At 39.4% G+C, this 14,290-nt stretch carries 14 protein-coding genes; 11 read left to right on the forward strand and 3 right to left on the reverse strand.

The genetic code is table 11. From position 1 onward, the window contains the following. The first annotated feature begins 514 nt into the window (after nucleotides 1–514). From PQ511_RS12175 to PQ511_RS12190, 4 genes are all read left to right on the forward strand, one after another. Nucleotides 515–4,816, forward strand: a complete 4,302-nt coding sequence (locus PQ511_RS12175; RefSeq protein ID WP_273852181.1) for a S8 family peptidase — start codon at nucleotides 515–517, stop codon at nucleotides 4,814–4,816. 230 nt (nucleotides 4,817–5,046) lie between these two features. Further along, nucleotides 5,047–5,607 (forward strand): PadR family transcriptional regulator, encoded by a 561-nt coding sequence (locus PQ511_RS12180; RefSeq protein WP_273852182.1) that lies wholly within the window; start codon nucleotides 5,047–5,049, stop codon nucleotides 5,605–5,607. A gap of 1 nt (nucleotide 5,608) precedes the next feature. Then, entirely contained in the window at nucleotides 5,609–5,923 is a 315-nt protein-coding gene (locus tag PQ511_RS12185) for an iron-sulfur cluster biosynthesis family protein (protein ID WP_273852183.1), read from the forward strand. Nucleotides 5,924–5,944: 21 nt separating this feature from the next. Beyond that, nucleotides 5,945–6,106, forward strand: coding sequence for a hypothetical protein (locus tag PQ511_RS12190; protein ID WP_273852184.1), 162 nt, complete (start codon nucleotides 5,945–5,947; stop codon nucleotides 6,104–6,106). A gap of 54 nt (nucleotides 6,107–6,160) precedes the next feature. On the opposite strand, the gene PQ511_RS12195 is transcribed toward PQ511_RS12190, so the two are convergent. After that, nucleotides 6,161–7,078 carry a hydroxymethylglutaryl-CoA lyase gene (locus PQ511_RS12195; RefSeq protein WP_273852185.1) on the reverse strand — a complete coding sequence of 306 codons (918 nt, stop codon included), beginning with the start codon at nucleotides 7,076–7,078 and terminating at the stop codon, nucleotides 6,161–6,163. Between the two features lie 159 nt (nucleotides 7,079–7,237). On the opposite strand from PQ511_RS12195, the gene PQ511_RS12200 reads away from it, so the two are divergent. The 3 genes from PQ511_RS12200 to PQ511_RS12210 are packed head-to-tail and all read left to right on the forward strand — an operon-like array spanning nucleotide 7,238 to nucleotide 9,810. Then, entirely contained in the window at nucleotides 7,238–8,422 is a 1,185-nt protein-coding gene (locus PQ511_RS12200) for an acetyl-CoA C-acetyltransferase (RefSeq protein ID WP_273852186.1), read from the forward strand. A gap of 22 nt (nucleotides 8,423–8,444) precedes the next feature. Then, nucleotides 8,445–9,131: a CoA transferase subunit A gene (locus tag PQ511_RS12205; protein WP_273852187.1), complete on the forward strand. Its 687-nt coding sequence runs from the start codon at nucleotides 8,445–8,447 to the stop codon at nucleotides 9,129–9,131. A 10-nt stretch (nucleotides 9,132–9,141) separates the two neighbouring features. Further along, nucleotides 9,142–9,810: a CoA transferase subunit B gene (locus PQ511_RS12210; protein WP_273852188.1), complete on the forward strand. Its 669-nt coding sequence runs from the start codon at nucleotides 9,142–9,144 to the stop codon at nucleotides 9,808–9,810. Between the two features lie 63 nt (nucleotides 9,811–9,873). On the opposite strand, the gene PQ511_RS12215 is transcribed toward PQ511_RS12210, so the two are convergent. After that, nucleotides 9,874–10,785: an aldo/keto reductase gene (locus PQ511_RS12215; RefSeq protein WP_273852189.1), complete on the reverse strand. Its 912-nt coding sequence runs from the start codon at nucleotides 10,783–10,785 to the stop codon at nucleotides 9,874–9,876. A gap of 138 nt (nucleotides 10,786–10,923) precedes the next feature. Between PQ511_RS12215 and PQ511_RS12220 the strand changes: the two genes are divergently transcribed. Continuing rightward, nucleotides 10,924–11,463 carry a cysteine hydrolase family protein gene (locus PQ511_RS12220; protein WP_273852190.1) on the forward strand — a complete coding sequence of 180 codons (540 nt, stop codon included), beginning with the start codon at nucleotides 10,924–10,926 and terminating at the stop codon, nucleotides 11,461–11,463. Between the two features lie 38 nt (nucleotides 11,464–11,501). On the opposite strand, the gene mciZ is transcribed toward PQ511_RS12220, so the two are convergent. Continuing rightward, nucleotides 11,502–11,660, reverse strand: a complete 159-nt coding sequence (gene mciZ / locus PQ511_RS12225; protein WP_226657272.1) for a Z-ring formation inhibitor MciZ — start codon at nucleotides 11,658–11,660, stop codon at nucleotides 11,502–11,504. 107 nt (nucleotides 11,661–11,767) lie between these two features. On the opposite strand from mciZ, the gene PQ511_RS12230 reads away from it, so the two are divergent. The 3 genes from PQ511_RS12230 to spoIIM all read left to right on the forward strand — a co-directional run bounded on the left by PQ511_RS12230 (nucleotide 11,768) and on the right by spoIIM (nucleotide 14,184). Beyond that, entirely contained in the window at nucleotides 11,768–12,310 is a 543-nt protein-coding gene (locus tag PQ511_RS12230) for an NUDIX hydrolase (protein ID WP_273852341.1), read from the forward strand. Continuing rightward, nucleotides 12,307–13,461, forward strand: coding sequence for an endonuclease Q family protein (locus PQ511_RS12235; RefSeq protein WP_273852191.1), 1,155 nt, complete (start codon nucleotides 12,307–12,309; stop codon nucleotides 13,459–13,461). The genes PQ511_RS12230 and PQ511_RS12235 overlap by 4 nt, the downstream gene beginning before the upstream one ends. An 81-nt stretch (nucleotides 13,462–13,542) precedes the next feature. After that, nucleotides 13,543–14,184, forward strand: coding sequence for a stage II sporulation protein M (gene spoIIM / locus PQ511_RS12240; protein ID WP_273852192.1), 642 nt, complete (start codon nucleotides 13,543–13,545; stop codon nucleotides 14,182–14,184). The last annotated feature ends 106 nt before the right edge of the window (nucleotides 14,185–14,290 follow it).

Below are 14,290 nucleotides of genomic sequence, written 5' to 3' on the forward strand. Positions count from 1 at the left end.
GCGTGGTTTAATGTCGTTGGAATTCATCCTAATTTACTATGTCTTTATGAGTGCGAAGTCGAGAAGTTTGTCGGATTTTTGTGTATATCGATTAGGGGTTGACGAACACAAATTGAGCAGAAAATGGTAAATTTAATAGAATTTCCAATAAATAAAAAAAAGTTTATCTAATATTGTTTGTAAAAATCCTCCTTTTTGTGGAGATTAATAGGTTGAAAAATATATTGTAGTTATTTAGCCTTAACAGTATTTTAAGAATTAAAATGATAGGTGAATCGACCTATTTTCGAAATAAGCTTTATAAGCTTAACTTTCGGACCATTTTGGAAGAAATAAACAGGAAATAAGTCATTTTTTTATATTAAAAGTACAATGGTTTATTCGATTCATTTTCTGAAAATTTTGTCATTTTAGATTTTATTTTGATAAATACTGGTATAGCATGGGAATTGAAGTTGGAACACAGGAGGGAGGAAGTGAACGCTTTACCACTACAAATAAGGGAGGAAGAAATTTGAAGAAGCGAAATCGTAGAATTGTCATGCTATTTGCTTGTTTTATTCTCCTCATCACGAGCTTCATACAGCCAGCCATGCAAGTAAAGGCTGGAAACGAACCATCCGTATCAATGAAAAAAGAAAGCGATCGGATTAATCAGAAAGTAACCAAAGCTTTCGAGAAAAATGAAAAAGTGACATTTTTGATAAAATTCGCTGAACAAGCGGACACCACTAAAGCAGCTAAAGAAGCGAAAGATACAGCAAAGGAAAAAAAACTAACCTCATTCCAAGCTGAAATCACGCTAAGATCAGCAGTTGTTAATGCGCTCAGGTCAACGGCGATTGAAACTCAGCAAGAGGTTATCACTTACTTAGAACATCAAGAGCAAAAAGGTAATGCAGAAGACATAAAGTCATTTTACATTGTGAATGGGATGGCAGTAACTGCAACTAAAAAAGTAATGAAGCACCTTGCCTCATTGCCGGAAGTGGAGAAGATTCTACCTAATGAAATAAGACAGATTCAACCAACTCCGGAAAAAACAAAAACAAAAGCGAAATCAAAAGCGCAAATCACTACAGAGACCAATTCGATTGAATGGAATATTGATCGTGTTGGAGCACCAGAAGTATGGAATATGGGGATTGATGGGACAGGGACGGTCATTGCTAACATAGATACCGGTGTTCAGTGGGATCACCCAGCTCTTATGGAACAGTACAGAGGGTACAGTGCTGAAGGGGTAGATCATGAATTTAACTGGTTTGATGCGGTTAGTGGCGAGGAAGCACCTTATGATGACATTGCACATGGAACACATACAATGGGCACAATGGTTGGAGTTGAACCGGATGGCTCAAACCAAATCGGTGTTGCTCCAGGTGCGAAGTGGATTGCAGTAAAGGCATTTAGCGAAGAAGGAGGATCAGATATTGACCTTCTAGAAGCAGGGGAATGGATTATTGCTCCTAAGGATGCTGAAGGCAATCCTCATCCTGAGAAGGCTCCTGATGTCGTGAACAATTCTTGGGGAGGCGGGCCAGGGCTTGACGAATGGTATCGTCCAATGGTTCAAAATTGGCGAAATGCCGATATTTTCCCTGAATTTTCTGCGGGTAATACAACGTTATTTAATCCAGGAGGACCAGAGTCAATCGCAACACCAGCAAATTATCCAGAGTCGTTCGCTACCGGTGCAACAGACATTAATGATTCGCTCGGAAGCTTTTCACTACAGGGACCATCGCCTTATGATGAAATTAAACCTGATGTTTCAGCTCCTGGCGTTAATATACGTTCCGCAGTACCAGGTAGTAACTACGAAGGGGGATGGAACGGTACATCGATGGCTGCACCTCACGTATCAGCGATTGTAGCTCTTCTTCGTCAAGCAGATCCATCTTTAACCGTCGATGAAATAGAGGACATCTTTTTAAATAGTGTTACTCCATTGACAGATGATGAATTTCCTGATTCTCCGAATAATGGTTATGGGTATGGATTAGTGAATGCTTTTGACGCCGTGTCTTCTGTTATAAGTGGACTAGGTACATTAAAAGGAGAGGTCATGAAAGAAGGTAATGATGAAGAAGAACCAACCTATCAACATGAGGCGGCTTCTGAGGCATATGCTGGTATGGATCTTCCTTTAACAATCACGGCATCAGACAATGTTAGCGTTACCAATGTGGAGCTTGAATATGATGTTGAGGGAGAATGGACTTCTACTCAAGCTTTAAGAGTTGATGGGAATTATCTTTCTGGAACCTATCAAGCTACGATCCCTGGTGAAGCTGTCAATGAACCTTCTGTTAGTTACAGGTTCAAAATCGAAGACTATGGAGGTCATGTTGTCACAACCGATGAGTACCAGGTAGACATTATTCCTGGTATCACTACAGGTTATGAAACCGACTTTGAATCAGAGCCAGCGGGTTGGATGAGTTGGGGAGAAAATAATTCATGGGAGTGGGGAGCGCCGACAGTTGGCCCTGAAGCATTCTCTGGAGAAAAAGTTTATGGTACAAATCTTGATGGAGCTTATGATAACAGTGCGAATATGACGCTAATGATGCCACCTATCGATCTACAAGACGGCGCAGCATATCTTCACTTTAATCAGTGGTATGAACTTGAAAGAAACTATGATTATGGTCATCTATTCATTTCAACCGATCAGGAAAATTGGGAAGCACTTAGAGAATACAATAACCTTTCTGATGGATGGATGAGCGAAGAGGTAGATCTATCAGCCTATGAAAATCAACGAATATATATAGCTTTTCAGGTTGAGACGGATGGTAGTGTGATGAAGCAGGGCTGGTATATTGACGATGTAAGTTTATCATCGGAGCCAATGGAAGTTGCCGCTAAGAAAAAGAGCGCGAAAGTTTCCATTCAACCTGATGAAAAATCTTCAAGTGCCAAAGCTAAAGAAAAAGTTAATCCTGATAAATTAAAACCTTCACCGCTGCTTAATGGTAAAAATCCAGTTCAAGAGGAACCATTACCTACACCTCAAGCTCTGCCGGTTCAAGCAGAAGTGTCTATTCTTGAGACAGGGCGCTCTGCAACAACGAACTTGGAAGATGGAAGCTATTCTATGATACATGCAGCAGGGGACTACACAGCTATTGCAGAAGCATATGGCTATCAGTCAGAGACGAAGGAAGTAACCATTGTAGATGACGAAGTGACAGAAGCAGACTTCACTCTAGAAGCGATACCAGAAGGAGAAATCGAAGGAACAATCACGAATAGCGAAACAGGAGAGCCAATCCAAGAAGCAACTGTTTTATTAGTAGAAGATGCAGCTATAGCCCCTGTTCAAACTGATGAAGAAGGACATTATTCATTAACAGGTTACGAAGGGGAGTATACGTTAAAAGTTCTTGCGGCCGGTTACTATAGCGAAACATTTAACGTCACTGTAGAAGCTAACGAGACAGTGGTACAAAATGCAGAGCTTACTCCATTTATTGGCTATGCAGGTGAAATCGGTTATGACGATGGCACAGCAGAAAATGCAAGAGCGTTCTATGATGCTGGGAACGGTTGGGCTGTGAAAATGTCACTTGAAGATGGCCAAGAACGAGCGCTTGTAACAGGAGGATTATTTAGATTCTGGAATACAGAATGGCCAAATCCAGGTGGGACAAATTTTAAAGTAGAAATTCATGATGCTTCAGGCCCGGATGGGGCGCCAGGCAAGAAGCTCGCTGGTCCAATTGACGCGACAGCTCTTCGAAACGGTGAATGGACAATGGTTGATCTATCTGATCAAGGAGTTATTGTAGAGGGGGATTTCTATCTCACTTATATTCAAGCGGATGCCAATCCAAATGCTCCAGGTCTAGCAACAGATGAAGATGGAGAATACGTCGATCGTAGCTGGCAATATGTTAGCGGAGCATGGTCGAAGACTCCTGAAGAAGAAGGAAACTATATGATTCGTGCAGTCGTTGACTATGAGTTAACAGCACCTAAGATAACTTCTCCTAAAGATGAATCATATACGAAGAAGAAGTCGATTCTCGTTGAAGGAGAAACAGCACCTTCTACTACGGTAAAGCTTTACAATAATGGTGAAGAAAAGGTGACGACATCTTCGGATAATGACGGAAACTTTTCAGAAGAAATTCAGTTAAGCGAAGGAGAGAATCGTTTGACAGCTCGTGCCTCGACTGACAGGGGAATGACAGAAGAATCAGAGGCTGTTCTTGTTATTTTGGATCAAGAAAAGCCAGAACTAACGATTACTTCACCAAAAGATGGTTGGAAAACAAATAAAGGCTCCGTAACAGTCAATGGTGAAGTCAACGATGAAAATCTTGCTTGGGTGAAGGTGAATGGAAAAAAAGCAAAAGTGGAAAATGGCGATTATTCACTTCGCATCTTGTTAGAGCAAGGGGAAAATAATATCAAGGTTGTAGCAAAAGATAAAGCAGGAAATAAAACAAAGAAATCCATTACCGTTTATACCCAACAAGAAAATTTGGAGATTCGTAACTTAAAGCCAGATCAGAATAAAAATCTTCAAGCTGGTGAATCAGTTAAAATTGAATTTGATAGTAAGCCAGGAATAAAGGCAACTTTTTCAATTCAGATGCCTCTTGTCAATCCTACTATGATGCCTCAAAGTGTGACTGAATTTCCAATGATGGAAGTATCAGAAGGGCATTACGAAGGTTACTGGACAGCAACTTCTAATGTAGTAGCAAAAAGAGCAAAGATTGAAGTGAGAGTAAAGGATTCTTATGGAAATGAGTCAAGAAAGATTGCCGAGGGACAATTGAATATAAATACAGAAGAATAATAGAGTAAAAATAGCAATAGCCAGTTTAATTAGCTGGCTATTTTTTTATTGAAATATGTTGTATGGAAGCTTAGGGTCAAAGCAGCGGTTATCAACTTGTAGCCTTTTGATCGCTCAATTTGTGTCCTTCACCGATACAAATATACCGTATTACTACTGAAAATGTGCAAAGATCTTGTAAACACGTTTATAATGGAGAAGAAGCAAATTGCTGAAAAGGAAATGATGTTATGGCTTTACGATATGCTCTTCTAGGATTATTGACGAAGAAACCATCGACAGGATACGAATTAACCCAACAATTTAAAGAAACGATGATCCATTTCTGGTCTGCTCATCACACGCAAATTTATCGTGAACTGGGGAAAATGGAAAAAGAAAATTTAGTGAGCTTTGAAATCGTTCCACAAATTGATTTACCTGATAAAAAGATTTATTCTATTGAAGGAAAAGGATATAGAATGCTTATTGAGTGGCTCGCTCATCACACAGTGGATCCACCTAAAATGAAAAATGAACAGCTCATGCGGGTTTCCTTGTTTCACCTCATTCCTAAAGATGAGGCGATTCAATTTCTTAAAGAAAGCAAAGACCATCACCAAATGGTCCTTAATCATATGAACCAATGGAAAGAAGAAAATACCGTTGATAAACAAATTGAAAAAGACCGGTTAGGTGAATATTTGACGCTCGAATATGGTAGGCGACAAATGAAAACCTGGATTGAATGGTGTGACTGGGCGATTGAATTTATAGACATTCTTATAGAAGAGAAGAGAGGGGAAGGATAGTATGAAAATCACCTTTACTGATAAGGCAATTGAACAATTAAAACATGACCAGGAGGGATATTTGAAATTAAAATATGACCTAGAAGATTGTGGCTGTGTCGTGAACGGTGTAACACAATTAGTGAACGATAGGAAGCAGGGAAACTATAACATGGAGCTCGAATCTAATTTTCGCTCTGTGCTGATTCAGAAGCAGTACGCAGTCTTTTTTGATAAAGAAATGAAGATTGATTTTTTACCTAAATACCAATGCTTTATGCTCAAGAGTGATAATGAGATTATTAATCCTAGAATGCGTTATATCTCTAAAGGATAAAAAATAGGGGGCTTCACTAGCGTGACATTTTTGATGTATTTTGTTATTTTCTTTGTTGTTTTTATGGTAGTAAAAGGTATCCTCAATTTGTTTAAGGGTCAAAAAATGGACCGTATTACTCTGATTGGTGGACTTGTACTCGCATTAATTTATAGTGTGATCTTAACGATTGTTAAAGGATGAAAAAGAAGCACGCGGTAGTGTGCTTCTTTTTAAGTTTACCATAATTTTTTTATGTTACTTAACAAATTTTTCATTTTCCTTATTATAAATTGTTCTGTAAGGTGTAATGATAGGTCTTGAGAGATGAGGTTCTATGTGGTCAAGTGCAGTCATTAATTTATCTAGATCAATCCCTGTTTCTATGCCCATACGCTCTAACATATAGACGACACTTTCTGTGGCAACATTTCCTGTAGCTCCTTGAGCAAAAGGGCAACCACCAAGTCCTCCTGCAGATGTATCAAATCGAGAAATGCCGACCTGTAAGCATGCATAAATGTTAGCTAGAGCCATTCCACGCGTATCATGAAAATGAGCGGTTAATAAGGTTGAAGGAACCTCTTTTAGAAGCGAACGAAAAAGAAGGTCTGCTTCTTCGGGGGTGGCCATCCCGATTGTATCAGCAACGCTTAGTTCATCTACCCCAGCATCCACAAATTTTCGACAAACATTCATCGTATCATTCAAATCGATTTTTCCTTCATAAGGGCAATAAAATGCAGTTGAAATGCAAGCCCTTACAAAATAACCTTCTGTTTTTAGCTCTTGGATGATCGGAACTAATTCATTTAGCAGCTCATTAGTTTCTTTATTGCTATTTTTTTTATTGAACGTATTACTTACACCAGCGAAAAGTGCGATCGCCGTTACGTCGGTGTTTTTGACTCTTTCAACTCCCTTTCGATTCGGTGCAAGTACAAAATTTCTCTTATTATCCAGGCAATTGCTTGCGATTTCGCTGGCGTCCTGCATTTGTGGTACCCATTTAGGAGATACAAAAGAAGTGATCTCCATCTCTTGTATTCCAGCTAGTTTTAAGGCATGAATGAAGTTTATCTTATCAGAGGTTTTAATTTGATTTGCTTCATTTTGAAGTCCATCTCTTGGTCCAACCTCAATAATCGTGACACGGTCTGGTAGCAAAGTGTTCATCACCCTTCTCTTGTAAGCGCTCTCTTATTAATTAAAACAAAGCTAAGGAATTCTTGCAAGAAAATCGTTTGAATAATGGAAATTCTTAAATGAAGAAGGAGTTTTCAGAATTAATTAAGAATATTGTAGAAGAGAGTCGTACATAAGGAGGAAATCGAAATGAGTCGAGAGGTAGTAATTGTAAGCGCTATCAGAACGCCGGTAGGATCATTTAATGGTTCGTTAAAATCTCTATCAGCACCAGAGCTTGGTGGGATGGTCATTAAAGCTGTGGTGGAGAAAGCGGGTCTTAAGGGGGATCAAGTTGAAGAAGTCATAATGGGGAATGTTCTCCAGGCAGGTCTTGGCCAAAATCCAGCACGACAAGCATCGATGAAAGCGGGTATTCCTGTCTCTACACCTGCTATGACAATCAACAAAGTATGTGGATCGGGACTTAAAACCATTCACCTTGGTGCGCAATCGATTATGCTAGGGGATCAAGATATCGTTGTAGCTGGTGGCATGGAGAATATGAGTCAGGCGCCATACTTATTACAAGGGGCTCGCGATGGCCTTAGAATGGGCGATCAAAAAATGGTTGATAGCATGATTCAAGACGGCTTATGGTGTGCATTTAATGACTATCATATGGGCGTAACAGCTGAAAACTTATGTGAACATTATCATTTATCGAGAGAAGAAATGGATGAGTTTGCTGCCTGGAGTCAGCAAAAAGCACAGGCAGCAATTGAAAAGGGATTATTCAAAGACGAGATTCTTCCTGTCTCTATCCCTCAAAGAAAAGGCGCCCCCGTTATATTCGATACAGATGAGTATGTAAAGCCTGGAACGACGGTTGAAAAGCTTTCAAAACTACGGCCTGCCTTTAAAAAAGATGGTGGAGTTACAGCAGGAAACGCATCTGGAATAAATGATGGAGCTGCAGCCGTGGTGTTAATGAGTAAAGAAAAGGCAGATGAGCTTGGGGTCGACTATCTAGCCACTATTCGTTCGAATGCAAGCGGTGGAGTAGATCCAAGCGTTATGGGACTAGGTCCTGTTCCTGCTACAAAAAAAGCACTTGAACGTGCTGGACTTTCAATGAACCAAATGAATTTAGTAGAAGCTAATGAGGCATTTGCTGCACAGTCTCTTGCTGTTGGAAGAGATCTTGATTTTAATAAAGATATTTTAAACGTAAATGGTGGGGCTATTGCTCTTGGTCATCCGATTGGCGCAAGTGGCACGCGTATTTTAGTCACACTTCTCCATGAAATGAAAAGAAGGAATGAACGTTTTGGTTTAGCTACCCTTTGTATCGGTGGAGGACAAGGTGTAGCTACGATCGTTGAACGACCTTAATAATGGTAGGAGGGAAAAGTAAATGAAACCAATACTTGAGACGTTTGAAGAAGCGGTACGTGAGGTGCAGGACGGAGCAACTATTCTAGTTGGTGGTTTTGGTTTAGTCGGTATACCAGAAAATTTAATTCTAGCATTAAAAGAAAAAGGAACTAAGGACTTAACCGTTATTTCAAATAATTGTGGAGTGGATGACTGGGGGCTCGGGCTGCTTCTAAAGAATAAACAGATTAAAAAAATGATTGGTTCCTATGTTGGAGAGAACAAAGAATTTGAAAGACAGGTGCTTTCAGGAGAATTGGAGGTGGAGCTTATACCTCAAGGAACACTGGCAGAACGGATTAGAGCAGGTGGCGCGGGAATTCCAGCGTTTTATACGCCTGCTGGTGTCGGAACTCCGATTGCAGAAGGAAAGGAAGTAAGGTCTTTTAATGGAAAAGAATACTTGTTGGAGGAAGCGATCCAAGCTGATTTCTCATTTGTTCGTGCACTTAAAGGAGATATCATGGGGAATTTAGTCTACAACAAAACGGCTCGAAACTTTAACCCTATGATTGCAGCCGCAGGGAAAGTAACGGTTGCTGAAGTGGAAGAGTTAGTTGATATTGGTGAATTAGAACCAGATCAAATTCATACTCCAAGTATTTATGTTCAGAAGGTAATTATTGGGGAGCAGCAAAAGAAGATCGAGCGATTAACAACGCGATAGGAGGCTAAGAATGGTGAAAGTAGATAAAGCAGCAGTTCGTGAAAAGATTGCAAGACGTGCTGAGAAAGAAATTCTGGACGGGTCATACGTCAATCTAGGAATTGGAATGCCAACAATGGTAGCTAACTACATTCCAGATGGGAAAAAAATTGTTCTTCAGTCGGAAAATGGTCTTCTTGGAATTGGACCATATCCTACGGAAGGAGAAGTGGACCCGGACTTAATTAATGCAGGGAAAGAGACAGTAACTGCTATGCAAGGAGCTGCGTATTTTGATAGTGCTGAATCATTTGCTATGATTCGAGGCGGCCATATTGATGTAGCAATATTAGGTGGTATGGAAGTTTCAAAGGATGGAGACCTTGCGAATTGGATGATCCCTGGAAAGATGATTAAAGGGATGGGAGGAGCAATGGATCTCGTTCACGGAGCGAAACGAATTGTAGTCATTATGGATCACGTTAATAAAAATGGTGAACCTAAAATTCTAAATTCTTGCAGTCTCCCTCTCACCGGTAAAGGTGTAGTGAATCGCATCATAACAGATCGAGCTGTCTTTGACATTACTAAAGAAGGACTTGTCTTAAAAGAAGTGGCCAATGGCTATAGTATTGAGGATATTAAAGGTTCAACCGAACCAGAATTGATCATCAATGATCCAGTGCTAGAAGCTTTTTAACTTCATTTTAAATGTAAGAAAGTAGAAAGAGCGCAGTCAAATGACTGTGCTCTTTCTTATTTATTAACGGTGTTTATCGTAGACATTCAATTTTGATACCGCTTGGATACTTTGAACTTCTTCAGGTGTTAAAGCTGGAGCGTTTTGGGCGGTAAGGTTCGCAAGCAGCTGCTCACTCCGACTAGCCCCTGGAATAACGGTTGCTACCGCAGGATGAGCAAGAGCATATCTTAGCGCCGTTTGAGTTAAATTACGCTGATCTCCCTTTATCTCAGAAAGCTGCTTTACTGTTTCAATAACATCGAATTTGGAATAGCCTAGAAAACCATCTTCTTTTACTTTTTCTGTGTATTGATCTGTTAACATTCCTTTAGCGAGAGGACCTCTGGCAATAACGCTGATATTATTGTCGTGCAATAAATCGAGCATTTCTTCTTCGGGACGACGATCAAGAATACTGTATTGCATCATCACTGAAGCGATAGAAGATTTTTTTACGTATTCTCGAATGACATTTGGTCGAATGCTAGATATTCCATATTCGACAATCAGACCTTCTTCTTTTAACTCTTCAAATGCTTCAATTGTTTCATCAATAGGGTCTTCCATCGTTCCACCATGTAGTTGAAAAAGGTCAATATGATCCGTTTTCAAACGTCTTAAACTATCTTTTAAAGCTGCTTTAATATGCTTTTTAGAAGGATCCCAATACCAACCTTCTTTTCCTTCTTCAAAATGATTGCCTGCTTTTGTTGCAAGCACAACAGAATCTCTACGATCACGTAAAGCTTCTCCTACAATTTCTTCGTTTAAGCCAAAGTCATACAAGTCTGCCGTATCGATAAAGGTAACCCCATTATCGATCGCCTCGTGAATGAGTGAAATAGCTTTCGTTCGATCTGTACCTAACGACATGGTACCTAGTCCAATTTCGCTTACGTGAAGCTTTGATTTCCCAAGTTGATTGCTTTTCATAACGAAACATTCCTCCCCTAATTAAGTCTATCTTAAGTGTATCGTGAGAGAAGGTTTCTCGCCAATGATATGCTAAATAACTGTGTCTTGTCACCTGTGAGATCGCTTGCTATAGTTAAGAGAATTAGGAGGGGTAGCATGACGAATGAAGCGTTACTAATTATTGATATGAGCAATGATTTTATTCATGATCAAGGAGGACTTACTTCAGGAATAGTAGGACAGGAAATTGTTCCAAATATTATTACGCTTGCAAATGAATTCCTTGAAGAAGGAAAAGAAGTTGTTATCTGTATGGATGCTCACGAAGAAAACGATGAGCACTTTACGATATGGCCAGTACATAATGTAATCGGGACGTGGGGGCAAGAATTGTACGGGGAATTGAAAGAGTGGTTTGAAGAAAATCAAAATCGTGCACAAGTAACCTATGTCCCAAAACCTGAATATGATGCTTTTTACAATACAAAATTAGAAGAGATTTTAACTTCTAAAAAAATAAAGACTGTTCATCTTTCAGGAGTATGTACAGATATTTGTGATTTCCTAACCGCATATGGCGCCTATGCGAGAGGCTTTCATACCGTTGCTCAAAGTTCTTGTATGGCTACATTTACTGAACATCATGATGTTTTTCTTCAACAAATGAAAAATATTTTCAAAACAGAAATACGGTAAATGATAAACGCTGCCTTCCAATAGGCAGCGTTTTTGATTTATTGAATTAACCTAAGATGTGATTTTGTACGGACAGCTGGAGCGTGGATCCATTCTTCAATTGTTTCATAATGATTCATATAATGTCTGATCATTAATTGAATTTGCTTTGGCTTTCCAACCATTGTTACACCATTCGGCTGAATATAAACTTTCATAACCAGAACCTCCTAAATAGTTCGATACTGCCTTTCACTATTATTTGTCTTATGTGATAGACTTTATGTATCGATTTGAATTTTTAGAACCAGGAGATGATGAACGAATGGACCATTTATATGAAAAGACCTTGCACTCAGAAACGATTTATGAAGGTCGAATTATTGACGTAAGAGTAGAGGATGTTCAGTTACCGAATGGAAAACAAAGTAAGCGCGAGCTAATTGATCATCCTGGAGCAGTTGCAATTATTGCCCAAACCCCGGATGAAAAAATATTAGCTGTTAGGCAATACCGCAAAGCTCTTGGCAAAGCAATTGTAGAAATTCCAGCCGGTAAACTTGAACAGGGAGAAGCGCCTGAGGTAACGGCTGTTCGTGAGTTAGAAGAAGAAACGGGTTATACATGCGAAAAGCTGGAAAAGGTAATTTCATTTTATACATCTCCTGGATTTGCTAATGAACTTGTTCATTTGTACGTTGCAAAAGGATTGTCCAAAAAGGGAGATCAGTCGGCTGATGAAGATGAATTTCTTGATTTGCTCCATCTTTCACTAGAAGAAATGGAGGAGATGCTAGTCACACAGGAAATCCATGACGCAAAAACGGCATACGCACTTCTGTATTTAAATATGAAGCGATCGAAATGAATTCATGTTACGCTGACTTCCATATTCATATCGGGAGAACTAAGTCTAACAAACCAGTCAAAATAACAGGGTCTAAGTCTTTGACCCTTTCTTCTATTTTAAAAGAGGCACAAACAAGAAAAGGTTTGGATATGATAGGCGTGATTGATTGTCACGTTCCTGAAGTAATAGCTGAAATAGAAGAGTCCATAGTTAGTGGCTTTGCTCACGAATTGAGAGATGGTGGAATTCGCTTTAGTTCACTTACTCTCATTTTAGGAACTGAAATTGAAATCTATGATGAAAATTGTCATGGTCCTATTCACGTACTAGTGTATTTGCCGGATTTAGCAAAAATGAAACATTTTTCAGAATGGCTAAAGCACCGCATGAAAAATATTACACTTAGCTCACAGCGAATATACGAAAAAGCAGTGGTTATTCAAGAGAAAACAAGAGAACTCGGGGGAATATTTATTCCTGCTCATGTATTCACCCCATTTAAGAGTGTTTATGGTAAAGGGGTTCATCAGTCTATGAGTGAGGTCTTTGATCTTAATCAAATTGACGGGATTGAACTTGGACTTTCTTCAAATACGAAAATGGCAGACCAAATCCATGAACTTCACAAGTTTCCCTATTTAACAAATTCTGACGCCCATTCTTTACAAAAAATAGCCAGAGAATACCAGCTTGTCACCGTAAAAGAGGCTTCATTTCTCGAGTGGAAGAAAGCTTTAAACGATGAGGAAGGAAGAAGGATTAAAGCGAATTTTGGCTTGAGCCCCAAACTCGGTAAGTATTACGTAACCATTTGTTCTAGGTGTCACACCCCTGTTCATCAGATACCTTGCGAAACTTGTGGTGGTCAGGAAGTTGTGAAAGGAGTCTCGAATCGAATTCAAGAATTGAGTTCTCCCGTCACGTCAACTGAACGGCCACCTTACATTCACCACATACCTTTAGATTTTCTTCCTGGTCTTGGTCCAAAAACTTTTGAGCGACTTTTAATGATATTTGGCACCGAAATGAATATTCTCCATCATGTTTCCGAGAGTGATTTGGCTGAAGTAGTGGGGAAAACACTCGCTCACCTCATTGTTCTTTCTAGGAGTGGAGAACTTGATATTAAGCAAGGCGGTGGGGGGACTTTTGGAAAAGTGATCTATTAAAAGAGATAATCTATCGATCAGTCATACGCTTCCCTCTCAATTCATAGACTTTATCAAAGGTGGTATGAAGGGGGAAGTCGAATGAACCGGAGTAGACGTTTAAAACAAATGATATCCGCTCACCTATCAGATCAGTTATCGCTCTACACATTTATCGCTGTTTTATTTCTGATGGGAATTGTGTTTGGAGCTGTTATTGTAAATAGTTTAAGCTTTACTCAAAAAGAAGACCTCGCCGTTTATTTAAGTCGTTTTTTTGGACAAGTATCCGACGGACAATTTGCAACATCTTCTGAAATGTTTCAGCAGAGTCTCACTCATTATGCGAAGTATATCGGTTTGATGTGGCTTCTTGGTCTTACTATTATTGGTCTTCCTATCGTATTAGTTATGCTTTTTCTGAAAGGGATCGTTGTGGGCTTTACTGTCGGATTTCTTGTTAACCAAATGAGCTGGAAAGGTTTTATGTTAGCTTTCGTTTCTGTGTTCCCTCAAAATATCCTAGCGGTGCCCGTCATGATTGTTGTAGCAACTGCTTCCTTAACATTTTCACTTAGACTTATGAAACAATTATTTATGAAAAGACGGGTAGAACCTCTTCTTCCTCCATTTCTAAGATTTTCAGGAATGATCCTATGTGCACTAGGGGTTTTATGTGTGGCCGCCTGGTTTGAAGCTTACCTCTCCCCAGGATTAATAAAGGCAGTAATAGATATGAAATGAAATTAAAATCATTATCATCTAGGAATGATTCTGTTTTTGGGTTGATAATGATTTTAATTTGACACCCTTTTCCCTACTGCTTATAATGAAAATGGCATCGATCGAG

It is taken from the genome of Guptibacillus spartinae (assembly GCF_028610625.1).
Classification (GTDB): domain Bacteria; phylum Bacillota; class Bacilli; order Bacillales; family Guptibacillaceae; genus Guptibacillus; species Guptibacillus spartinae.